Annotated in this window: 22 protein-coding genes and 1 pseudogene; 15 read left to right on the plus strand and 8 right to left on the minus strand. The window is 67.3% G+C overall.

The features are described from left to right. The 4 genes and pseudogenes from Q392_RS23685 to Q392_RS32230 all read left to right on the plus strand — a co-directional run. Positions 1 to 483 (plus strand): annotated as a pseudogene (locus tag Q392_RS23685) (DEAD/DEAH box helicase); the annotation flags it as partial. Further along, complete coding sequence (locus Q392_RS23690; protein WP_051953903.1) at positions 476 to 1,708, plus strand: GIY-YIG nuclease family protein; 1,233 nt, start codon at positions 476 to 478, stop codon at positions 1,706 to 1,708. The pseudogene Q392_RS23685 and the gene Q392_RS23690, both read left to right, overlap by 8 nt. A gap of 668 nt (positions 1,709 to 2,376) precedes the next feature. After that, a complete protein-coding gene (locus tag Q392_RS23695) occupies positions 2,377 to 2,691 on the plus strand; it encodes a helix-turn-helix domain-containing protein (protein ID WP_038213435.1) in 315 nt (104 codons plus the stop codon). A 1-nt stretch (position 2,692) separates the two neighbouring features. After that, the gene (locus Q392_RS32230) at positions 2,693 to 3,715 is read left to right on the plus strand and encodes a reverse transcriptase family protein (RefSeq protein ID WP_084217359.1); all 1,023 of its coding nucleotides are present in this window, start codon (positions 2,693 to 2,695) and stop codon (positions 3,713 to 3,715) included. Positions 3,716 to 3,783: 68 nt separating this feature from the next. Here Q392_RS32230 and Q392_RS23700 read toward each other — a convergent pair whose 3' ends face one another. Continuing rightward, positions 3,784 to 4,233 carry a DUF4124 domain-containing protein gene (locus tag Q392_RS23700; protein ID WP_051953904.1) on the minus strand — a complete coding sequence of 150 codons (450 nt, stop codon included), beginning with the start codon at positions 4,231 to 4,233 and terminating at the stop codon, positions 3,784 to 3,786. 35 nt (positions 4,234 to 4,268) lie between these two features. Beyond that, entirely contained in the window at positions 4,269 to 4,604 is a 336-nt protein-coding gene (locus Q392_RS23705) for a hypothetical protein (protein WP_038213437.1), read from the minus strand. A gap of 345 nt (positions 4,605 to 4,949) precedes the next feature. Between Q392_RS23705 and Q392_RS23710 the strand changes: the two genes are divergently transcribed. The 11 genes from Q392_RS23710 (at position 4,950) to ntrC (ending at position 16,802) form a co-directional block, all read left to right on the plus strand. Further along, a complete protein-coding gene (locus Q392_RS23710; RefSeq protein ID WP_038213441.1) occupies positions 4,950 to 6,545 on the plus strand; it encodes a methyltransferase regulatory domain-containing protein in 1,596 nt (531 codons plus the stop codon). A gap of 23 nt (positions 6,546 to 6,568) precedes the next feature. After that, the gene (locus tag Q392_RS23715; protein ID WP_038213443.1) at positions 6,569 to 7,297 is read left to right on the plus strand and encodes a 16S rRNA pseudouridine(516) synthase; all 729 of its coding nucleotides are present in this window, start codon (positions 6,569 to 6,571) and stop codon (positions 7,295 to 7,297) included. A gap of 135 nt (positions 7,298 to 7,432) precedes the next feature. Next, positions 7,433 to 8,386, plus strand: coding sequence for a YncE family protein (locus tag Q392_RS23720; RefSeq protein WP_084217360.1), 954 nt, complete (start codon positions 7,433 to 7,435; stop codon positions 8,384 to 8,386). Then, positions 8,370 to 9,269, plus strand: coding sequence for a polysaccharide deacetylase family protein (locus tag Q392_RS23725; protein WP_038213446.1), 900 nt, complete (start codon positions 8,370 to 8,372; stop codon positions 9,267 to 9,269). The genes Q392_RS23720 and Q392_RS23725 overlap by 17 nt, the downstream gene beginning before the upstream one ends. Before the next feature lie 8 nt (positions 9,270 to 9,277). Beyond that, a complete protein-coding gene (locus Q392_RS23730; RefSeq protein WP_038213448.1) occupies positions 9,278 to 10,249 on the plus strand; it encodes a sterol desaturase family protein in 972 nt (323 codons plus the stop codon). A gap of 25 nt (positions 10,250 to 10,274) precedes the next feature. Then, a complete protein-coding gene (locus tag Q392_RS23735; protein WP_038213490.1) occupies positions 10,275 to 11,141 on the plus strand; it encodes an EI24 domain-containing protein in 867 nt (288 codons plus the stop codon). Beyond that, the gene (locus Q392_RS23740; RefSeq protein WP_038213451.1) at positions 11,138 to 11,944 is read left to right on the plus strand and encodes a competence/damage-inducible protein A; all 807 of its coding nucleotides are present in this window, start codon (positions 11,138 to 11,140) and stop codon (positions 11,942 to 11,944) included. The genes Q392_RS23735 and Q392_RS23740 overlap by 4 nt, the downstream gene beginning before the upstream one ends. Positions 11,945 to 12,095: 151 nt before the next feature. After that, positions 12,096 to 13,511, plus strand: coding sequence for a type I glutamate--ammonia ligase (gene glnA / locus Q392_RS23745; RefSeq protein ID WP_038213455.1), 1,416 nt, complete (start codon positions 12,096 to 12,098; stop codon positions 13,509 to 13,511). A 153-nt stretch (positions 13,512 to 13,664) separates the two neighbouring features. Then, positions 13,665 to 14,171 carry a hypothetical protein gene (locus Q392_RS23750; RefSeq protein ID WP_038213458.1) on the plus strand — a complete coding sequence of 169 codons (507 nt, stop codon included), beginning with the start codon at positions 13,665 to 13,667 and terminating at the stop codon, positions 14,169 to 14,171. Beyond that, positions 14,171 to 15,247 carry a nitrogen regulation protein NR(II) gene (gene glnL / locus Q392_RS23755; RefSeq protein WP_038213461.1) on the plus strand — a complete coding sequence of 359 codons (1,077 nt, stop codon included), beginning with the start codon at positions 14,171 to 14,173 and terminating at the stop codon, positions 15,245 to 15,247. The genes Q392_RS23750 and glnL overlap by 1 nt, the downstream gene beginning before the upstream one ends. A 22-nt stretch (positions 15,248 to 15,269) precedes the next feature. After that, positions 15,270 to 16,802, plus strand: a complete 1,533-nt coding sequence (gene ntrC / locus Q392_RS23760; protein WP_038213464.1) for a nitrogen regulation protein NR(I) — start codon at positions 15,270 to 15,272, stop codon at positions 16,800 to 16,802. A gap of 3 nt (positions 16,803 to 16,805) precedes the next feature. On the opposite strand, the gene Q392_RS23765 is transcribed toward ntrC, so the two are convergent. From Q392_RS23765 to Q392_RS23790, 6 genes are all read right to left on the minus strand, one after another. Further along, entirely contained in the window at positions 16,806 to 17,330 is a 525-nt protein-coding gene (locus Q392_RS23765) for a hypothetical protein (protein ID WP_038213467.1), read from the minus strand. Beyond that, the gene (gene xth, locus Q392_RS23770) at positions 17,330 to 18,115 is read right to left on the minus strand and encodes an exodeoxyribonuclease III (RefSeq protein ID WP_038213475.1); all 786 of its coding nucleotides are present in this window, start codon (positions 18,113 to 18,115) and stop codon (positions 17,330 to 17,332) included. The genes Q392_RS23765 and xth overlap by 1 nt, the downstream gene beginning before the upstream one ends. A gap of 357 nt (positions 18,116 to 18,472) precedes the next feature. Further along, positions 18,473 to 19,444 carry an integrase core domain-containing protein gene (locus Q392_RS23775; RefSeq protein WP_038213478.1) on the minus strand — a complete coding sequence of 324 codons (972 nt, stop codon included), beginning with the start codon at positions 19,442 to 19,444 and terminating at the stop codon, positions 18,473 to 18,475. Positions 19,445 to 20,053: 609 nt separating this feature from the next. Then, positions 20,054 to 20,476 carry a putative toxin-antitoxin system toxin component, PIN family gene (locus tag Q392_RS23780; RefSeq protein ID WP_038213481.1) on the minus strand — a complete coding sequence of 141 codons (423 nt, stop codon included), beginning with the start codon at positions 20,474 to 20,476 and terminating at the stop codon, positions 20,054 to 20,056. Further along, the gene (locus Q392_RS23785) at positions 20,460 to 20,693 is read right to left on the minus strand and encodes a hypothetical protein (protein WP_211260287.1); all 234 of its coding nucleotides are present in this window, start codon (positions 20,691 to 20,693) and stop codon (positions 20,460 to 20,462) included. The genes Q392_RS23780 and Q392_RS23785 overlap by 17 nt, the downstream gene beginning before the upstream one ends. A gap of 96 nt (positions 20,694 to 20,789) precedes the next feature. Beyond that, positions 20,790 to 21,052, minus strand: a 263-nt coding sequence (locus tag Q392_RS23790) for an integrase core domain-containing protein (protein ID WP_157008184.1), incomplete at its 5' end; no start/stop codon positions are given.

The following is a 21,052-nucleotide window of genomic DNA, read 5'->3' on the forward strand; positions in this document are numbered from 1 at the left end:
GTTCGCATGGGCAAGATCATCAAGGACAAGTATCCCGAGCTTGACGCCGAAGATCAGGAGGCCGTGCGCCAGCACGCCATCGCCGCCCTCAACCTCACGCAGCAGGCCAAGCGGCTTGTCACCGAAGGCGAGAGCGATGGGTCGCCCAACACCGCCCTGATCGACGGCGTGCGCCGCTTCGCGATGGACGTGCGCGAGTTGGACATCGACCTGATCGACCGCATCAACCCCTTCGGGGAAGCCTACGCCATCCTTGCCAAGACCATGAGCGAGGACAGCTTGAAGCAGGTCGCGGCGGCCATCTCGGCCAAGCGCACGAGCCTGACGCCGGACGAGGCGAAGGAGATGGCCGTTCGCGCCGTCCAGTTTAAGAAGGAACGCGGCCGCATTCCTGCGCTCGATTCTCAGGATGCCTGGGAGCGACGCATGGCCGAAGGCGCGGCCGCCTTCATGCGCTTCAAGGCGGAGGGACGCTATGAGTAACTCCGATCTTGACGAACTCGCTGCGGAGCTTGCTGAGTTCGCACCGCCTGAAAAGAAGGGCGGACGGCCGGCCAGTGAGGAGCGCGTCATCGCGGGCTTCGAGGAAATCCAACGCTTCACAGAGCAGCACGGCCGTGCGCCGCAGCATGGCGAAGACTGCGACATATTCGAGCGCCTGTATGCCGTGCGTCTGGACCGCTTGCGCGCGCTGCCGGACTGCCGCGCCCTGCTTGAGCCGCTGGACTATCAGGGCTTGCTTGCCGCTGCGACAGCCACTGCCGTGCCGGGAGATGAGGCCATCGATGTCGACGACCTGGCTGCCGAGTTGGCGGGCGTAGCCGAGGCGGACGACATCACGGTTCTACGCCATGTCCGCACCAGCGCCGACAAGCGCGCGGCCGAGGAGATCGCGGATCGCAAGCCCTGCGAGGACTTCGAGACCTTTCGACCCTTGTTCGAGCGCGTGCAAGCGGAGGTCAAAACCGGTATGCGCCAGTCCCAGCCCATCGAAGCGGGCCGCCGCGCGATTGAGGCCGGGGACTTTTTCGTTCTCGATGGCATTACGCTCTACGTTGCCGAGGTCGGCGAGCCATTGAAGACCACCGCCGGGGAAGTGGACCGCCGCCTGCGCCTCATCTTCTCCAACGGCACCGAGAGCAATCTGCTGCTGCGCTCGCTCCAGCGAGCGTTCTACAACGACCCCGCCGCGCGGCGGCTGGCCTCGCCCGAGAGCGGGCAACTCTCCTTCGGCGGAGAGCTTGAAGCCGATGATGTCGAAAGCGGCACGATCTACGTCCTGCGCTCCCTCTCCGATCATCCCTATGTCGCGCAGCACCGCGAGATCATCCACAAGGTCGGCGTGACTGGGGGCAGGGTGGAGACGCGCATCGCCAACGCCGAACACGACTCCACCTACCTGCTGGCGAAGGTCGAAGTGGTAGCGACCTACAAGCTCGCGGGCATCAACCGCACCCGGATGGAGAACCTGTTCCACAGGCTGTTCGCCCCTGCGCGGTTGAACATCACCATCAATGACCGCTTTGGTCATCCTGTGCAGCCCGAGGAATGGTTTCTTGTTCCGCTGTTCGTGATCGACGAGGCCGTCGCGCGCATCAAGGATGGGAGCATCACCAGCTACATCTACGACCCCGGGACTGCCGAGTTGGTGAAGGCCGAGGACAGAACAGGCGCATGTTCGGCTCCGCCACCCGACCAAGCTTCATAGCCCATTGTGGGCCATACAGCCTGGCCGGCCAACTCGGCAGCTTGCCGGTACAGCGAGGGCGACATTGGCGTCAGCGGCGTCGGGCGTCAGTATGGGCGCACGGGTGGGAGTGGCGGGAAAAAGGTTCGCTCCAGGCGAATTTTCTTGTTGACACCAGAAAAACTTTCCCCCATACTCCGCTGCAGCGGTAAGAGATCCAATCTCGCGATTGGTGGAGTGAAAGCTCCGTGGAGGCGCAAGCTTCTAATCCGTCCCATGCGTGTCTTTCCGGTTGCAGGGGATAGGCGCGTCGGCGAGAGCCCGACGCGTTAATCGAGCCGAGGGAAAGAGTCGTGCTTCTCTCTTGTTTTGACAGTTGGTGGGCGTGCGAGAGGCCTAGGGCAATCCTGCTCCAGGTCGCTTTGTCAACACTGTTCTTGAAGGAGAACTATGTCAAAACTGAAACCCGCCGGAGCACGGCTGTCGAAGAGTAACGAGAGTGCAGGAGGGCGGCGCGATGGAAGCTGCGAAAAGCAGCGACCTTCGAGTCTTGCCCTGCTGCACGCGTGCATGAACTTTGTCGGAGGTGTCGGGCGCCTGCTCGATCTCGCCGTCAAGGCCTACACGTGGTGGCAGCACCACTCGTAGTCTGAGACTTACCTCGATTCTTTTAAGGAATAGGAGAGCCAATGCTTGGCGAAGCGCTCCGACTCATCCGTGTCTATCACGATCTAACGCAGACCCAGCTTTCCTATGAGTTGGGCGTTTCGAACTCGTTCCTTTCGGAAGTGGAATCAGGCAAGAAGACTCCGTCACTGGAAGTTTTGGCGAAGTACGCCGAGCGATTTGACATTCCTATGTCTTCGTTGCTCTTCTTCTCCGAGAGCTTGGACGCCAATCGCTTTACCTCAGCCGTTCGCACGTCCGTCGGGAAGAAGGTGCTGACGTTGCTCGACTGGGCATCCCGCACCGCGAGGAAGAAGAACGTTCCCGTGAAGGCGTGATATGGCTGGCTACGCCTTGAATCAATGCGCGTTGTTCAAGGTGGGGTCGAAGGCGAAGTTGGCCTCTGTGCTGTTGCTCAAACAGCGGGATCTAGTCGACCTGAGTGAGGATGGTCAATATCGTCAGTTTAGATTGGAAGCTTCTGTCTGTGAGTTCACGGGCAAGCGAACGAAGGCCCGTGACGTCGCCGAGCCGAAGAAGGCGCTAAAGCGCGTTCATCAACGGATCGGTGATTTGTTGTCGCGGGTGTTGCTCGTGGAATATGCGCACGCCGCCGTCAAGGGGCGGTCCTATCGGACCAATGCTGCGGCACACCAGCATGGTGACGAGATCGCTACTTTCGACATCGAAAACTTCTACCCATCAACGACGCACGCACACGTCTACCACTTCTTCTTTCGGGAGATGAAGTGCGCAGCGGATGTCGCACACCTGCTCGCTCGACTACTCTGCTTTCGCGCTACCCCGGAGGCACTGGGTTGCCTTCCGACCGGCAGTCCAGCGAGCCCGATCATGTCGGTATACGCAAACAAGCCTCTTTTTGATGCCTTGCACCGGCTGGCGCAAGAACTTGGTCTCGTTTTCACTTGCTACGTCGACGATTTGACTTTCTCTGGGCCGCAAATCCCGCCGAGCCTGGGTCGGCGCGTTGACTCCATAGTCGCTGCTCATGCCCAGCGCCTTCACGCCTCGAAGAGCCGAGTGTTTCGTAAGGGGAAGCCCAAGCACGTCACGGGCGTAGTTATCGCCGACGGAAAGTTGGCAGTGCCCGACGCCCGCTTTTTCAAGGCGCGCCGCGTTGAGCAGCGACTTGTTGCAGAGACCGATCCTGGCGAGCGTGCGCGTCTCAGCCGAATTCTCTGTGGCCTTCTTGGGGAGGCTGCCTACTTGGACAACAAGTATGCGAATTGGGCGAAAGACAGCTATCGCAAATTGGCGGCCGAGACGCGTCTTGCTGTGGTCACGGCGGCAGGCACCATTGCCTTCGCGGCCACGAGAGCGGACCCGCCAACAGGAGCGTGAATGCCCAGACGAATGGGGTTTCAAGCGGATGAATGCGCCCCCCATCTTTCGGCTCCGCAAGCGGCGAATCAGCACTTGAGGTCGAAGAACTGCTTTCTGGCCTTGTAGAGGTCCACATCGGCGCGAGCCTTGGCTGGGCCAGTGGCGCGCGCGGCGTCGGCTTCGAGAGTCGGCAGAAGACCGTCCAGGCGAACGCATTGCTGCCGATCTCGGCCGGATAAGTACACCCGCTTGCGCAACACGTTCATTTCTTCGTGAGACCGACCGTGAAGTGGGTGAAGGGCCTCGTCGAACTGCCGGTTCATTTCGGAGCGCTGGACCTCTCGACCTTTGCGTGACCGGCCGGCCATCTTGTCCATGCCCTGGGTGGGGGTGGCGTCGATGACCTTGGCGCCGATGCAGGGGGCATCGGAGTAGGCCACTTTGCCACCAGATTCGCAGCGGTAGACTTGCTGCCCGGCGGCAGGCAGGGCGGCCAAGGCGAGTGCCAGGGAGACGGAGGGGATCGCAAAGCGCATCGGCCGAAGTTACCTGATCTCGGCCACTGTGCCACCTATTGATCCTCGTCGTCCTCCCGGTCGGCCTCGAAGTGGTCCTGCAGTTCTCCCAGCGTCCCCTCGCTCGCGGCGCGGCATACCTCGCGAGTGAGGCATGCATAGCCGGCTGACGCCACAGCGATGGTGTAGACGTGGCAGGCGCGCTCGAACATCGCCTCCATGGCCGTCCCGGGCAACGCGCGCGGAAAGATCGTCATGAGGTTGTCGGCGATGGCGGCGTCCACCAAGTTCGTGCGGCGGTCGATGATCGATTGCAGGTAGGTCCGGTCGGCCTCTTGCTGCGCGTGCGCGAAGGCGCGTTCGGCCGAAGGGTCGGTGGGGTGGTCGGGCATGGTGCCAGGGTAGCGAATCGGGCACCCGCGCGGGCGCGGGCTGGGAAGTGTGCAGTCCAGAGGCAGGTGACCACGTGGATGGCTGGGCGCTTCGACATCAGGTTGTCAGGGACGGCTGTCCCCATGCCTGCGATGGTGAGCGAAACGGGCGAATGTATCCGGTGGCGCTTTCGGTAAGATTGTTAGACGTGGTGCTGACCGGGTAACTTGCCGGGTAACTTTCGTGAGAAAAGCAACATTCCCCAGGAAATGTGAGTGACCCCAGCCCACCACACAATCGAATGGCCGGGTGCCAAGGCACCCGGCTTTTTTGTGCACGGGTGTTTCAACTGAGGAGGACAAGGGATGACGGATACGCTGACTCGCACGCTCACGAGCTACTACGACGAGGTGCCCTACGATTCGCACCCCTTCCCTCAGACGTCGATCGAGCACCTGGAGGCGCTGGCCTGGCTGTTCGGCCTGGAGGCGCCGGCGCCGGCGAAGGCGCGCGTGCTCGAACTGGGCTGCGCCGCCGGCGGCAACCTCCTGCCGATGGGCGCGCGGCATCCGTTGGCCAAGGTGGTCGGCGTGGATCTGTCGCAGGTGCAGATCCGGCTCGGCCAGGAGGCGCAGGCCCGCATGCGGGTGAGCAATGTCGAGATGCGTGCCCTGAGCATCGCCGACATCGACGACAGCTTCGGCACGTTCGACTACATCATCTGCCACGGCGTCTACAGCTGGGTGCCGCCCCAGGTGCAGGAGGCGATCCTGCGCGTGTGCGCGCGCAACCTGGCACCCACGGGCGTCGCCTACGTGAGCTACAACGTCTACCCGGGCTGGAAGGCGCGCGAGATCGTGCGCGACGCGATGATCCTGCGCGGCGGCCCGCGCGACGCGCCGCAGGAAAAGCTGGCCTACGCGCGCGGCATGCTCGAATTCCTCGAGCAGTCGGCGCGGCCGGACAGCGTGCTCAAAAAGACGCTGGAAGAGACGATGCCGATTGTGCGCGGCTCCAACGAGTCGTACCTGCTGCACGAGTTCCTGGAGCCGTGCAACGCGCCGTGCTACTTCAAGGAGTTCGTCCAGCACGCCGCTGACCAGGGCCTGGCCTACCTGTGCGATGCCGAGCCCTCGACGATGTTCGTGCAGAACTACGGCGAGAAGGTGCGCGAGCCGCTGCTGCGCGAATGCGGCGGCAGCCAGATCATGATGGAGCAGTACCTGGACTTCCTGGTCAACCGCACCTTCCGGCAGAGCTTGCTGGTGCCGCAGGCGCGCGCGGCCGGGGTTCGCTACCGTCTGGACCGCGACCGGCTGCGGCAGTTGCACTATGCCGGGGTCTTCGCCGCGGCCGACGGGCAGCCGCTCACGCTCGACACGCACGAGCAGCCCGCCACCGCGCAGCGCGGCCTGCGCGTGACGCTGCGCCTGCCGGTGCACAAGGCCGTGGCCCAGGTGCTGGACGAGCGCCATCCGGCGACGATTTCGGTCGATGCGCTGGTCGACGCCGTGTCCTCGCGCGTCGGCGAGCCGCGCGCCGCCGTCGAAGCGCCGGTGCTGGCCATGCTGGAGGAACTGCTCATCATCGGCGCCGTGCGCTTCCGTCGCTCGCCGGTCATCACGGCGGCCCAGGTGCCGGACAAGCCCCAGGCGCTGATGTCGGTGCGGCAGTCGCCCACGCTCGCGTCGCTGACCGCGCCCACCGCGCTGGTGTGCAACCAGTGGCACGAGTCGGTCGGCCTGTCGCTGCTGGAGCGTTGCCTGCTGCCCATGCTCGACGGTGCTCGCGACCATGCCCAGCTGGCGGCCCACCTGCAGGCCGAGGCGCGCGCCGAGCGCCTGCGCTTCATCAAGGACGGCCAGCCCGTGACCGGCGAGGCGGAATCCGAGGCCTTCGCCCGCGAGCAGGTGGCGCTGGCGCTGCAGGGCCTGCGGCGCAAGGGTCTGCTGCTGGCCTGAGCGGCGACGTGGCGACCACGCCGATGGAGATCCAGGAACTGCTCTACCGCCAGGGCTTCGGTACGCGGCGCGTCTGTGCCGGGCTGGTGCAGCAGGGCTACGTGAGCGTCGAGGGTGTCACGCTGACCGACGCGGCCGCCGAGGTCGATGCGCGCGAGGGCCTGCCCTTCATGGTGCGCGGCGAGGCGTGGGCGTATCACGCCAAGGCCTACCTGATGCTGCACAAGCCGGCCGGCATCGAATGCTCCCAGCGCCCCTCGGCCTGGCCCAGCGTCTACACGCTGCTGCCCGCGCCGCTGCGGCAGCGTCCGGCCAAGGGCGGCACCGACGGCGTGCAGGCCATTGGCCGGCTCGACCAGGACACCACCGGCCTGCTGCTGCTCAGCGACGACGGCGCCTTCATCCACCGGATGAGTTCGCCCAAGCGGCACGTCCCGAAGGTCTACGAGGTGCAGGGCGTGCACGACTTCACGCCGGACCAGATGCGGCGGTTGTGCGACGGCGTGGTGCTCGACGACGACCCACGCCCCGTGCGCGCCGCCGCGGCCGAACGGGTGGACGAGCGCCACCTGCGCCTGACGCTCACCGAGGGCAAGTACCACCAGGTCAAGCGCATGGTGGCGGCGGTGGGCAACCGCGTGGCGGGCCTGCACCGCAGCCGCATCGGCGGCCTGGCCCTGCCGGCGGACCTGGCGCCGGGCCAGTGGCGGTGGCTGGACGAGGGCGCGCTGGCGCTGTTGCGGCCGGCATGATCCGGCGCCGCCACGCCGGCTGCGTGGTCAACCCGCAGGGGGGCAGCGGCGTTAGCTGGCCGAAGCCACTTCGTGCGGGAGCCGTGTTTGCCCGGGTTGTTGAAGCAGGCCGCCATCGGGGCGGCTTTTTCGTGGATGCTCGGCGTGGCATTGGCCCAGCCGGCCCAGCCGGCCCCGCCGGCGCTTCCGCTGTTCGTGCTCAATTCGCTCGATGCATCGGTCAGCCTGATCGATCCCGCCCGCTGGACGGAGCGCGCGCGCGTGGCGGTGGGCAAGGAGCCGCACCACATCTACATGACGCCCGACGAGCGCTCCGTCATCGTCGCCAACTCCGCCGGCGACTCGCTCACCTTCTTCGACCCGCGCACCGGCGGCGTCCAGCGCACCCTCTACGGCATCATCGATCCGTACCAGCTGCAGTTCTCGCCCGACATGAAGTGGTTCGTGACGGCGGCCAACCGGCTGAACCACGTCGACGTCTACCGCTGGGACGGCAGCAGCCTGCAACTGGCCAGGCGCATCGCCACCGGCAAGACGCCCAGCCACATCTGGATCGACCACAGCAGCACCGTGGCCTACGTGACCATGCAGGACAGCGACGAACTGATCGCCGTCGACCTGCCGACCCAGACGATCCGCTGGCGCATGCCCACCGGCCCGATGCCGGCGGACATCTACGGCATCCACGGCGACCGCACGCTGCTGGTGGGCCTGACGGGCAGCGACGGCGTGCAGGTCTTCGACGTGGCGGGCAGGGAGCCGAAGCTGATCGGCAAGATCTTGACAGGCAAGGGTGCCCATGCCTTCCGCAGCGCAGGCGACGGCAAGTCGGTTTTCGTCAGCAACCGGGTGGCCAACAGCATCAGCCGCATCGACATCGCGACGCTCACCGTCAGCGCCACCTACCCGGTGCCGGGCGGGCCGGACTGCATGGACGTCTCGGCCGACGGCAAGACGCTGTACGTCACCTCGCGCTGGGCCAAGAAGCTCAGCGTGGTGGACCTGAGCGCCGGCAAGGTCTCGCGCACCATCGGCGTCGGCCGCTCGCCTCATGGCGTGTGGACGCTTGATCATGCCCGCCGCCGCTGACCTCCCCCGCCTGCTGGCGGCCGCGGCGCTGTGCGTGGCGGCGGCGTTGCCCGCGGGCGCCGGTGTGCAGGGCAGCGGCTGCGACAAGCCGGTCTACCTGACCTTCGACACCGGGCACATGGGCATCGCACCGCTGGTGGCCGAGGTGCTGCGGCGCCAGCAGGTGCGCGTGACCTTCTTCGCCGCCGCCGAGCGCACGCAGGACGGCGGCGACAGCCTGGACAACCGCTGGGCGCCGTGGTGGAAGGCGAGGGCGGCCGAAGGGCACGAGTTCGCCTCCCACACCTATGACCATGCCTACTGGCGCGGCGACGAGAAAGGCATCGAGCCGCCGCCGGGCCGCCCCAAGGCGGCGAGCGCCCCCTCGGGGGACAGCGAACCACGCGCAGCGGGGAGCGTGGGGGCCACGTTCACGCCGCGCTTCCGTATCCGGCCCTCGGCAGGCGCCTTCGCCGGCCGCACCTTCACCTGGAGCGCGGCCCAGTACTGCGAGAGCATCGCCAAGGCGGCCGACCGGCTGGAGCACATCACGGGCAGGAAGCCGCTGCCGCTCTTCCGCGCGCCGGGCGGCAAGACCTCGCCGAAGCTGTTGGCGGCTGCCCGCCAGTGCGGCTTTGCCCATGTCGGGTGGTCGCCGGCCGGCTTCCTGGGCGACGAGCTGCCCAGCGACAAGTACCCCAACGACCAGCTGCTGGCGCAGGCGCTGGAACGCATCCGGCCCGGCGACATCCTGCTGGCGCACCTGGGCATCTGGTCGCGGCAGGACCCGTGGGCGCCGGCCGACCTGGAGCCGCTGATCGTGGGGCTGAAGGAGCGCGGCTTCTGCTTCCGCACGCTGCGCGAGCATCCCGACTACGCGGCCTGGATCGCCGCGCACCCCTGAGCGCCGTCATGGAGTGGCTGAGCGATGCGTTCGACCTCGCGCAGCAATGGCTGTTCGAGGCGGTCGTGCAGCCGCTGGTCTATGCCGCCGGCCTGGGCGGCTGGGCGGAGGACGCCTTCGACGCCACCGGCTGGCTGCTGGTGGGCCTGGTCCAGATCGCCGTGCTGCTGGCGGTGATCGGCCCGCTGGAGCGCTGGCGCCCGGTGGAGCCGGTGCGCGACCGGCAGGCGGTGCGGGTGGACGTGATCTACACGCTCGTGCACCGGCTGGGGCTGTTCCGGCTGGCGCTGTTCTTCCTCGTCACGCCGCTGTTCGATGTGGTGCTGGGCTGGCTGCGCGGCCGGGGCTGGGGCACGCTGCACCTGGACGAGCTCTGGCCGGGCGTCACCGACATCCCCTGGGTCGCCTTCGTCCTTTACCTGGTGGTGCTCGACCTCGTCGAATACCTCATCCACCGCGGCCAGCACCGCTTCGCGTGGTGGTGGCGCCTGCATGCGCTGCACCACTCGCAGCGGCAGATGACCATGTGGAGCGACGACCGCAACCACCTGCTGGACGACCTGATCCACGACGCCGTCGTCGTCGCGGCGGCGCAGCTCATCGGCGTGGCGCCGGGGCAGTTCGTCGCCGCCGTCGCGTTGATGCAGTTATCGCAGAGCCTGCAGCACGCGAACCTGCGGCTGGCCTTCGGCCGGCTGGGCGAGCGGCTGTGGATCAGCCCGCGCTTCCATCGCCTGCATCATGCCATCGGCGTCGGGCACGAGTCGCATGGGCCCAGGACGCTGGGAGGGCGCAACTTCGGCGTGCTGCTGCCCTGGTGGGACATGCTCTTTGGCAGCGCCGACTTCTCCGCCCGCTACGAGCCCACCGGCATCCGCGACCAGGTCGAGCCCGACGCGCAGGGCCGTGTGCGCGACTACGGCCGCGGCTTCTGGGCGCAGCAGTGGCTGGGACTGAAGCGGCTGGCCGGACGGGCCTGAGTCCATGGCAGGTATGCTCGACCCGATGCGCCTGCTGCTCGACTCCTTCTGGCGTGCCGTCGCCTACTGCCTGCACCCCCGCGTCATCGTCCTGTCGCTGCTGCCGCTGGCGCTGATGGCCGCGCTCGCGCTGGGCCTGGCCTGGCTGTACTGGGACGCCGCCGTCGCCTGGACCCGCGATGCCCTGGACGCCTGGCCGCTCCTGGCCAGCTTCTGGGGCTGGCTGCAGGGCCTGTTCAGCGGCGACGTGCGCAACGTCCTGGCGCCGCTGGTGGTGGTGCTGGCGGTCACGCCGATGCTGGTGCTGGTGTGCCTGGTCGTGGTGGCGGCCTTCATGGCGCCGTCCCTGACCCGGCTGGTGGGCGAGCGGCGCTTCCCGGCGCTGGAGCAGCGGCATGGCGCCTCTTTCATCGGCAGCGTGCTGCGCTCCATCGGCCTGACCCTTGTGGCGGTGGTGGCGCTGGTGGTGTCGATGCCGCTGTGGCTGGTGCCGCCGCTGGTGCTGGTGCTTCCTCCCCTCATCTGGGGCTGGCTCACGGCCCGCGTGATGAGCTACGACGCCCTGGCCGAGCATGCCAGCGGCGAGGAGCGCGAGACCCTGCTGCGCGCGCACCGCTGGCCGCTGCTGGGCATCGGCGTGCTGTGCGGGCTGCTGGGCGCGGCGCCGAGCATCGTGTGGGCCTCCGGCCTGCTGTTCGCCGCCGCCTTCTTCCTGCTGGTGCCGCTGGCGATCTGGATCTACACGCTGGTGTTCGCCTTCTCCGCCCTGTGGTTCGCCCACTACGGGCTGGACGCGCTGGCCCGCCTGCGCGCGCAGCGCGCGGGGCTGGCGGCGACGGCAGCCGACGCCGATGCGGCGGTCTTGCCGCCGCCGCAGGAGGGCGCGCCATGACCGTATCTCCGGCCTTCGGCCTGATCATCGTCGGCGACGAGATCCTCTCGGGCAAGCGCGCCGACAAGCACCTGTCCAAGGTGATCGAACTGCTCGGCGCCCGTGGCCTCGCGCTGGCCTGGGCGGAGTACGTGGGCGACGATCCGGCGCGCATCACCGCCGTGCTGAAGCGCGCCTTCGCAGGCGGCGACGTCGTCTTCTCCACCGGCGGCATCGGCGCCACGCCCGACGACCACACCCGCCAGTGCGCCGCCGCCGCCCTGGGCGTGCCGCTGGCGCTGCACCCCGAGGCCGAGGCGCTGATCCGCGAGCGCATGCAGGACACCGCCCGCGAGCAGGGCGTGCCCTACGAGCCGGACCGGCCGGACAACGTGCACCGGCTGAACATGGGCGTCTTCCCGGCCGGTGCCGCCATCATTCCCAATCCGTACAACAAGATCCCGGGCTTCAGCGTGGGCGACGTGCACTTCCTGCCCGGCTTCCCGGTCATGGCCTGGCCGATGATCGAGTGGGTGCTGGACACCCGCTACGCGCACCTGGCCCGCCCGGCGGGCGTGAGCGAGCGCTCCGTGATCGTCTTCGGCGCCATGGAGGCCAGCCTCACGCCGCTGATGCAGGCGGTGGAGCGCGACCACCCGGGCGTCAAGGTGTTCAGCCTGCCCAGCGTCGACCACCCGCAGTACGGGCGCCACATCGAACTGGGCGTCAAGGGCGACACGACTCGCCTCGATGCGGCTTACGCGCAGCTTCGCACCGGCCTGGACGGTTTTGGTGCGCGCATCGGCCCCGAATTGGTGCGATGACGAATTGAGCACACAATTGGTGCATTTGCGGCCCCGCGCCTGCGCTCCGGCGCCCCGCCAGCGGGCCTGACGGCGCCCCGCAATGGCACAGAAACTGCATCCCCTGCCGCTGTCCTTCACTCAACCCACCATCCCTTCCAGGAGAAACCTGATGGCCAAGACCGTCGCCGACGTCATGAAACTCGTCAAGGAAAACGAGGTCAAGTTCGTCGACTTCCGATTCACCGACACCCGCGGCAAGGAGCAGCACGTCACGGTGCCGGTGTCCCACTTCGACGAGGACAAGTTCCAGGCCGGCCACGCGTTCGACGGTTCCTCCATTGCCGGCTGGAAGGGCATCGAGGCCTCCGACATGCTGCTGATGCCCGACCCGAACACGGCGGTCATCGACCCCTTCTTCGAGGAAACCACCCTCAACCTGACCTGCGACGTGCTGGAGCCGGCCGACGGCAAGCCCTACGACCGCGACCCGCGCTCCATCGCCAAGAAGGCCGAGGCGTACCTCAAGGCCTCCGGCCTGGGTGACACCGCCTTCTTCGGCCCCGAGCCCGAGTTCTTCATCTTCGACGACGTGCGCTGGGCCAGCGACATGTCGGGCAGCTTCGTCAAGATCGACGTCGATGAAGCCCCCTGGAACACCGGCAAGAAGTACGAGAGCGGCAACAGCGGCCACCGCCCGACCGTCAAGGGCGGCTACTTCCCCGTGCCCCCGGTCGACAGCAGCCAGGACATCCGCGCCGAGATCTCGCTGGTGCTCGAATCGCTGGGCATCCCGGTCGAGGTGTTCCACCACGAGGTGGCGGGCGCCGGCCAGAACGAGATCGGCACCAAGTTCAGCACGCTGGTCGAGCGCGCCGACTGGACGCAGAAGCTCAAGTACGTGATCTGGAACGTCTGCCACGCCTACGGCAAGACGGCCACCTTCATGCCCAAGCCGATCCAGGGCGACAACGGCTCCGGCATGCACGTGCACCAGTCGATCTGGAAGGACGGCAAGAACCTGTTCGCCGGCGACGGCTACGCGGGCCTCTCGGACACGGCCCTGTACTACATCGGCGGCATCATCAAGCACGCCCGCGCGCTCAACGCCATCACCAACCCGGGCACCAACAGCTACAAGCGCCTGGTGCCGGGCTTCGAGGCGCCGGTGAAGCTGGCCTACTCGGCCAAGAACCGCTCGGCCTCGATCCGCATCCCCTTCGTCAGCAACCCGAAGGCGCGCCGCATCGAAGCCCGCTTCCCCGATCCGCTGGCCAACCCCTACCTGTGCTTCTCGGCCCTGCTGATGGCCGGCCTGGACGGCATCGAGAACAAGATCCACCCGGGCGAAGCGGCCACGAAGGACCTGTACCACCTGCCGCCGGAAGAGGACGCGCTGGTGCCCACCGTCTGCCACAGCCTGGACCAGGCGCTGGAGTACCTGGACAAGGGCCGCGGCTTCCTGACCAAGGGCGGCGTGTTCACCGATGCCTTCATCGACGCCTACATCGAGCTGAAGATGCAGGAGGTGACGCGCTTCCGCATGGCGCCGCACCCGGTCGAGTTCGACATGTACTACTCGCTGTAAGCGCCCCAGGGTCGGCCCGCCGCGCGCAGGGCTGGTGTGGCAAAAGGACGGCTTCGGCCGTCCTTTTTCCTTTTCAGGGGGAACCGCCGGATCGGTGCTCCCTCGAATTGCAAGAAAATGCAAGTCTCCCTTCCGCTTCACTGGCCCCGGAACATGAAGATCTTTTCCCTCACCGCACTGCTCATCGCCACCGCGCTGGCCGGCACGGCAGTCCAGGCGCAGGACCGTGTCTGGCGCTGCGGCAACGAATACACCAACAACACCGCCGAGGCGCAGCGCCGCGGCTGCAAGCTGGTCGAGGGCGGCAACGTCACCATCGTGCAGGGCACGCGCCCCGCGGCCTCGGCATCGTCCTCGGGCGGCGGTTCGCGCGCCGGGGGCTCGTCCCCGGCCGGCAGCCCGAAGGTCGACAGCACCGAGCAGCGCCAGCGCGACAGCGACGCGCGCGCCGTGCTGGAGTCCGAACTGAAGAAGGCCCAGTCGCGCCAGGCGGAGCTGCTCAAGGAATACAACAACGGCGAGCCCGAGCGCCAGGGCAACGAGAAGAACTACCAGAAGTACCTGGACCGCGTGGCCGAGATGAAGGCGCAGATCGAGCGCAACGAGAGCGACATCGCCGGCCTGCAGCGTGAACTGAGCCGTCTGCCGGCCGGGCGCTGATGGCCTTCGGCAAGCCGGCCGCGCCGGCCCGGCGTTTCCAGCCCTTCGACCTGCTGGCGACGCTGGTGGCGGTGGTCCGGGCCGACGGCCGGCTGCTGTTCGCCAACTCGGCGCTCGAGGACGCAATGGGCACCTCGCGCCGCACACTGGAGGGCAGCCCCTTCGGCGCCTGCTTCCTGGAGCCCGGCGTGCTCGCCACCGCCATCGAGGGCGTGCGCGACAACGACTTCGCGACGCTGCGCTACGAGGCCTTCCTGCGCCGCGGCGCCCAGGAGCCGCTGCCGGTGCAGGTGACGCTGGCGCAGACCGACCGCAAGGGCGAGATCCTGATCGAGATGTCGCCGCAGGAGCAGCAGGTGCGCCACGATCGCGAGGAGCGCCTGCTGGGCCTGGCGCAGGCCAACAAGGAACTGATCCGCAACCTGGCCCACGAGATCAAGAACCCGCTGGGCGGCATCCGCGGCGCGGCGCAACTGCTGCAGATGGAGGTGCAGGCGCGCGACCTGATCGAGTACACCCAGGTCATCATCCACGAGGCCGACCGGCTGCAGACGCTGGTGGACCGCCTGCTCGCGCCGCACCGCCGCCCGCACGTGGTGGGCGACGTGAACATCCACGAGGTGATCGAGCGCGTACGCTCGGTGCTGCTGGCGGAGTTCCCGCACGACCTGGAGATCGAGCGCGACTTCGACCCCTCGATCCCTGAGTTCCGCGGCGACCGCGAGCAGCTCATCCAGGCGACGCTGAACATCGCCCACAACGCCGCGCAGGCGCTGGCCGAGCGGCGCGAGGCGGGCGACGCGAAGATCACCTTCCGCACGCGCGTCGTGCGCAAGGTGATCCTCAACAAGCAGTGGTGGCGACTGGCACTGGAATTGCATGTCATCGACAACGGGCCGGGTGTGCCGGACGACATCAAGGACCGCATCTTCTATCCGCTGGTGTCGGGACGGGAGAGCGGCACCGGGCTCGGGCTGACGCTGGCGCAGACTTTCGTTCAACAGCACCATGGCGTGATCGAGTGCGACAGCCAGCCCGGCCGGACCGATTTCAAGATAGTGATACCACTGCCTTAGCAGGAAGGACGACAGGAACTGCATGAAGCCGATCTGGATAGTGGACGACGACCAATCGATACGCTTCGTGCTCGAGAAGGCTCTCTTGCGTGAAGACCTGCCCACGCGCAGCTTCACCAACACGCGCGAGGTGCTGGCCGCCCTGGAAGCCGCCAACGACGACGAGATGCAGGGCCCGCAGGTGCTCGTCAGCGACATCCGCATGCCCGGCGGCTCCGGCCTGGACCTGCTGGACAAGATCAAGCAGAAGCATCCCGGCCTGCCGGTCATCATCATGACCGCCTTCTCCGACCTGGACAGTGCCGTGTCGGCCTTCCAGGGCGGCGCCTTCGAATACCTGCCCAAGCCGTTCGACCTGCCGCGCGCGGTCGAACTGATCCGCCGCGCGGTGGACGAGAGCCAGCGCGAGGAGGTGGCCGAGGAGCGCATGCAGGCCGCGCCCGAGATGCTGGGCCAGGCGCCGGCGATGCAGGACGTGTTCCGGGCCATCGGCCGGCTGTCGCAGAGCAACGTCACGGTGCTCATCACCGGCGAGTCGGGCTCGGGCAAGGAGCTGGTGGCGCGCGCGCTGCACAAGCATTCGCCGCGCGCCAGCGGCCCCTTCATCGCCATCAACACCGCCGCCATCCCGAAGGACCTGCTGGAGTCCGAGCTGTTCGGCCACGAGCGCGGCGCCTTCACCGGCGCGCAGACCATGCGGCGCGGCCGCTTCGAGCAGGCCGAGGGCGGCACGTTGTTCCTCGACGAGATCGGCGACATGCCCTTCGACCTGCAGACGCGCCTGCTGCGCGTGCTCAGCGACGGGCACTTCTACCGCGTGGGCGGGCACAACGCCGTGAAGGCCAACGTGCGCGTGATCGCGGCGACCCACCAGGACCTGGAGCAGCGCGTCAAGCAGGGCGCCTTCCGCGAAGACCTGTTCCACCGCCTCAACGTCATCCGCCTGCGCCTGCCGGCGCTGCGCGAGCGCAAGGAGGACGTGCCCGCGCTGGCGCGCCACTTCCTGCAGCAAAGCGCCAGGCAACTCGGCGTCGAGCCCAAGCGCATCTCCGACGCGGCGCTGGCGCAACTGGCGGCCTTCGGCTTCCCCGGCAACGTGCGGCAACTGGAGAACATCTGCCACTGGCTCACGGTGATGGCGCCGGCGCAGGTGATCGAACCCAAGGACCTGCCGCCGGAAGTGACGACGAGGGCGGCGACGGAGTTTCCCGCGGCGCCTGCCGCGCCGCCTCATGTGGCCGAGGTCGTCGAGCCTGCCGCCGTCGTTGCGGCGCCGGTCGCACCGGCGCCGCTTCAGGCCGCGCCCGTTGCGCAGGCCGGCTGGGAAGACCTGCTGGAGCGCGAGGCGCAGGCCCTGCTGGCGGAGGGGCGCCACGACGTGTGGGACGTGCTCGTGCGCCGCTTCGAGTCGCGCCTGATCCTCACCGCGCTGCACTTCACCCGCGGGCGCCGCATCGAGGCGGCGCAGAAGCTGGGCATCGGCCGCAACACCATCACCCGCAAGATCGCGGAGCTGGATCTCGACCGCGACGGCGACGGCGACGCGGGCCGCTGACCGCTACCGGCTGCGCTGGCCGAGCGTGAGCGTGTCGATCTGGAAGTTGCCGCTCTTGTCCCACAGCCAGGTGTCGACGTAGGTGTGGGCGCCCAGCTTGCCCGGGCTGGGAAAGGGCGAGGTCGCGCGGATCAGCGCGGCGATCTTGGGCGGCACTTCCGGCGCATGGCTGGGGGTGCGGCTGAAGGTGACGTTGGTCACCTTGCCGCTGGCGTCGACGTCGGTCTCGACCACCACCACGGCATACACCAGCGGCGGGATCTTGCCCTTGTAGATGCGCTTGGGATAGGCCTTGTAGATGTGCTGCGCCGCGACCTTGCGCCAGGCCCTGACGGCCGGCGTCTGCGCGGTGATCAGGCGCACGCCCTTGACCCCGTCGCCGGGCCGCAGGTCGTCGCTCGGCGCGGGCGTGGCGGCCGCGGCCGGCGGCTCGTCCTTCTTCATCCAGGGCAGCCCATGGCATCCGGCCAGCAGGAGGGCGGCTGCCCCCGCCAGTGCGAAGGCGCGCGGTGCCGACGGCGCGCCCATCAGGCAGCCACCTCGAGGTCGAGCACCACCGGCGCGTGGTCGCTGGGTTTGTCCCATTTGCGCGGCACGCGGTCGATGGTGCAGCCGCGCACACGCGGCACCAGCGGCTCGCTCACCAGGATGTGGTCGATGCGGAGGCCGCGGTTCTTCTGGTAGCCGAGCATGCGGTAATCCCACCACGAGAAGCTCTTTTCGGGCTGCTCGAAGAGGCGGAAGCTGTCCACCAGTCCCAGGCCGAGCAGCGCCTTGAAGTGCGCGCGCTCCTCGCTGGTGTGGTGGATGGTCTCGGCCAGGCCGACCGGGTCGAAGCTGTCGCGGTCTTCCGGCGCGATGTTGAAGTCGCCCAGCAGCACGAGTTCGGGGTGGGCCGCCATCTCCTCGCGCAGCCAGTCGCGCAGGGCGCGCAGCCAGCTCATCTTGTATTCGAACTTCTCGGTGCCCGGCGCCTGGCCGTTGACGAAGTAGCCGTTGACCACGCGCAGCGGGCCGGCCGCCGTGTCCAACGTGGCGCTGATGACGCGCGAATGCTCGTCGGTGAAGCCGCCGATGTTCTTCGCCACGTCGCGCACCGGCGAGAGGCTGAGGATGGCGACACCGTTGTAGGTTTTCTGCCCGAACACGGCGGCGTGGTAGCCGGCGGACTGCAGCACCTCCAGCGGGAACTTGTCGTCGCTCATCTTCAGTTCCTGCAGGCACAGCACATCCACCGGGTTGGCGATGAGCCAGTCCAGCACGTGCTGCAGGCGGGCGGTGAGGGAGTTGACGTTCCAGGTGGCGATTTTCAAGTTTTGTCTACCGTGTTGATTTCATTGGGATTTTTTCTCATCGGTCGATCCTGTATCGTTCTTGGTATCTTTTTTGCGTGATTCCGATGCTGCGGAGGGCTTCCCGCATTCGCGGCAGTCTAGCTGGTGTGCCGTACGAAGCTCGCACACCGCTGCGCTGGCCTGTCGGGGGCTTGCTTTTTCGAGCCGGCACGGCCGGCTGGGTGTCGGCTGGGTCGGTCTTCAGTGTTTCGCCGCGTCTTTCGTGTTCGTTGCTTGCCTAGTTTTTGAGCAATTTCCGGCATGCGCTCGCAGCTACTCCTACGCCGCCTTGCGCATGCACTTTCATTGGGTTGTTCGTTCCGCTGGCTGGCTCGATCAACATCGCTCGCGCTCGATCAGGTAGCCGGTGAGCAGGCCGCGCCATACCTGGGGATGAAAAGGCGTGACCCTGGTGGGCCGGGTGGTGAAGGGGTTGACGCCCTGCCACGCCTGGGCGGGCGTCCAGCCGTGCAGGTGCTGGTGCGGTCTGGCGTGGTTGTACCAAGTCACCCACGTCTTCAGCAGCTCGTCCAGATGCCTGCCATCGCGCAGCCTGATCCATTGAAGCCGGCTCTTCAAGGTACCGAACATGCGCTCGATGCGGTTCTGCCAGGGGCTGGCGAGGCGGTTGCGCACATGGCGGATGCCCAGCGCCTTCATGGCCCGGGTGAACCGTGCCGAGGTGAACACGCTGGCGTTGTCGGTGCGGATGCGCTCAGGCGTGCCGTGCTGCCCGATCAGTTGGCGGATGACCGCCAGGACCGCCGCCGTGTCCTGCCCGATCATTCGCTTCAAGTACAAACAGGCGCGCGTGCCCCGGTCCATCACGCCGAGCACGGTGTGCAGGCGACCTTGCACATCCACCTTGCCCGTCATGTCCAGGCACCACTCGGTATTTGCCGGTTGCGGCTCGGGAATCCGATGACGGCAGCGCGTCCTCGCGGCTTCTTCGCGCGCCTCGGCCTTCCTGATGTACTTTGCTACCGTGCTGGCGCAGGCCGTCCAACCCTCATGCCCATGCAACTGGCAGAACTGCGCGGCCGTCTTGCGGTAGCCGTTGGTGTGGCGCCGGTAGTGGGCGACGAAGAACTCCACGGCCCATTCGGGCAGCTTGTCGGTGCGGCCGTGGCGCCAACGCGGGCGGGGCTGCGCGAAGTCCGTCGGCGTGCCCAGGGCGAGCGGTGCATGCACGGGAACGGGTACGGCCCGCGCCTTGCGCGCACCCTGCAACGCCCTGCACCGCAGGATCAGCGACACGCCTGCGAGCGCACCAGCCACGCCGCCCGCTGCCAGCCAGCCCAATCCCATCGCTCGTTCCTCCCCCGCTTTGCTGGTCTGTCCGATTCCGATCTCATCGGCTCAGGCCAATACATCCAGCGGGCGGGTGAAGGCTTTAGCGCGGCGGCAGGAAGCGGCCTATGCGAGGGCCAGGATCGGCCGCAACGAACTGTGCCCCTTGGGCAGCGGCAGGAAGTTCAAGAAGTGCAGCTGCGCGTGACGGTGACGGCGCAGACAAAGAAAAAAGGGCCCGCATCGCGGGCCCTCAAGGAGGATTGGGTACCTCACCCGATTCAGGGAGGAGGTGCAGGGTCAGTGCACGCTTTGAAACTCGGGTGAGCGCGAGTGTAGGGACTGCCGCTTGCCGGTCCTTCTTCCCAATCGGTGTTTGTGCAACCTACTTCACGATTCCGGCGCGCTGAGCTTTGGCGCGGCGGCGAGAAAGGCCGTGCATTCCTTTGCGCACCTCGGGGGGCGCTAAACGACGGCGGCGGTGTGCTGTGGCGCACCCCCGCGGACCAGCCCCTGAGCGGCCCTGGCCGTTACACGCGATGCCGCCACGGGCATCAGCCACGCCGACCTGGCGCATGAGGGGACATTGTCCACAGGTCGAACTCGCCACTGGAGGCGGCTTGCGCGCTACGCCGCCTCGATGATGGCCACGGCCTGGGCCGCATTGACGATGGCAATGCCCTCGTGAACCTTGATGCTCAGCAGATCCTCGTCGCCGGAGACGATCAACTGCGCTTGCGCGGCCAGCGCGCAAGCCAGCACGATGTCATCCTTGGGGTCGCGGCACACCGGCTGCGGCAGCGGTGGCGCATCGATGACGATTGCGGCCAGCGTGCGCAGATGCGCGATGACCGAAGCCGGCGTACGCGTCGTGCGCGACAGAACGGCCGCGAACTTCGGCCGCGCAATCACGGCGGTGAACTCGTTGAGCAGGGCCGGTGTGACGACCAGTTCGGCTGTGTTGTTGCGCAGATGCTGGATCAACCGCTGCGGCGTGCCTCCCCACAAGAAGGCAGACAGCAGGACGTTGGTGTCAATGACGATCCGCACGCTTGCGCAGATCCTCGCGTGCCGCCTTCACCTCGGCGGTAATCTCCTGCATCGACATCGGCGCGACGCCAGCCGCCGCCACTTCGCCGGCCAGGCCCAGCAACGCATCGGCCGCGCGCTGACGCGCCAACGCGTTCGACAGCAGCCGCTCCAGCGCCTGCGGGGTGAGCAAGCCCGCCGCCTGTGCGTCCTGCGCGATCGCGTCGGGAAGGTCCATTTGAATTCGGGTCATGGTGCATGGCATTCTGCCCGCACCTCGAAGTCCCTGCTCACCCTGGCGGACTGACCCTGCCTCGTTTCCACGTACATCAAGTCATGCAGCCAACTGGGCGTTCTCCCAGGTCACAGGGGCGAGGAATCCGTTGGCCGAGTGCAGGCGCTGACGGTTGTACCAGCCCTCGATCCAGTCGACGATGTCCAGCCTGGCCTGCGCACGCGTGTCGTAGCGTACCTGGTAGATGCGCTCGACCTTCAGCGTCTTGAAGAAGCTCTCCATCGGCGCGTTGTCCCAGGCGTTGGCCTTCCTGCTCATGGACATCGTGATGCCCAGATCGGCCGCCAGCGCCCGGTAGCGCC

It is taken from the genome of Xenophilus azovorans DSM 13620, assembly GCF_000745855.1.
Lineage (GTDB): Bacteria > Pseudomonadota > Gammaproteobacteria > Burkholderiales > Burkholderiaceae_C > Xenophilus > Xenophilus azovorans.

What these genes read in the sequence shown, in the direction of transcription:
- Q392_RS23690 (WP_051953903.1), top strand. Translation starts at nt 476, where the DNA reads ATGAGTAACTCCGATCTTGACGAACTCGCTGCGGAGCTTGCTGAGTTC.
- Q392_RS23695 (WP_038213435.1), top strand. Translation starts at nt 2,377, where the DNA reads ATGCTTGGCGAAGCGCTCCGACTCATCCGTGTCTATCACGATCTAACG.
- Q392_RS32230 (WP_084217359.1), top strand. Translation starts at nt 2,693, where the DNA reads ATGGCTGGCTACGCCTTGAATCAATGCGCGTTGTTCAAGGTGGGGTCG.
- Q392_RS23700 (WP_051953904.1), bottom strand. Translation starts at nt 4,233, where the DNA reads ATGCGCTTTGCGATCCCCTCCGTCTCCCTGGCACTCGCCTTGGCCGCC.
- Q392_RS23705 (WP_038213437.1), bottom strand. Translation starts at nt 4,604, where the DNA reads ATGCCCGACCACCCCACCGACCCTTCGGCCGAACGCGCCTTCGCGCAC.
- Q392_RS23710 (WP_038213441.1), top strand. Translation starts at nt 4,950, where the DNA reads ATGACGGATACGCTGACTCGCACGCTCACGAGCTACTACGACGAGGTG.
- Q392_RS23715 (WP_038213443.1), top strand. Translation starts at nt 6,569, where the DNA reads ATGGAGATCCAGGAACTGCTCTACCGCCAGGGCTTCGGTACGCGGCGC.
- Q392_RS23720 (WP_084217360.1), top strand. Translation starts at nt 7,433, where the DNA reads ATGCTCGGCGTGGCATTGGCCCAGCCGGCCCAGCCGGCCCCGCCGGCG.
- Q392_RS23725 (WP_038213446.1), top strand. Translation starts at nt 8,370, where the DNA reads ATGCCCGCCGCCGCTGACCTCCCCCGCCTGCTGGCGGCCGCGGCGCTG.
- Q392_RS23730 (WP_038213448.1), top strand. Translation starts at nt 9,278, where the DNA reads ATGGAGTGGCTGAGCGATGCGTTCGACCTCGCGCAGCAATGGCTGTTC.
- Q392_RS23735 (WP_038213490.1), top strand. Translation starts at nt 10,275, where the DNA reads ATGCGCCTGCTGCTCGACTCCTTCTGGCGTGCCGTCGCCTACTGCCTG.
- Q392_RS23740 (WP_038213451.1), top strand. Translation starts at nt 11,138, where the DNA reads ATGACCGTATCTCCGGCCTTCGGCCTGATCATCGTCGGCGACGAGATC.
- glnA (WP_038213455.1), top strand. Translation starts at nt 12,096, where the DNA reads ATGGCCAAGACCGTCGCCGACGTCATGAAACTCGTCAAGGAAAACGAG.
- Q392_RS23750 (WP_038213458.1), top strand. Translation starts at nt 13,665, where the DNA reads ATGAAGATCTTTTCCCTCACCGCACTGCTCATCGCCACCGCGCTGGCC.
- glnL (WP_038213461.1), top strand. Translation starts at nt 14,171, where the DNA reads ATGGCCTTCGGCAAGCCGGCCGCGCCGGCCCGGCGTTTCCAGCCCTTC.
- ntrC (WP_038213464.1), top strand. Translation starts at nt 15,270, where the DNA reads ATGAAGCCGATCTGGATAGTGGACGACGACCAATCGATACGCTTCGTG.
- Q392_RS23765 (WP_038213467.1), bottom strand. Translation starts at nt 17,330, where the DNA reads ATGGGCGCGCCGTCGGCACCGCGCGCCTTCGCACTGGCGGGGGCAGCC.
- Q392_RS23775 (WP_038213478.1), bottom strand. Translation starts at nt 19,444, where the DNA reads ATGGGATTGGGCTGGCTGGCAGCGGGCGGCGTGGCTGGTGCGCTCGCA.
- Q392_RS23785 (WP_211260287.1), bottom strand. Translation starts at nt 20,693, where the DNA reads ATGGACCTTCCCGACGCGATCGCGCAGGACGCACAGGCGGCGGGCTTG.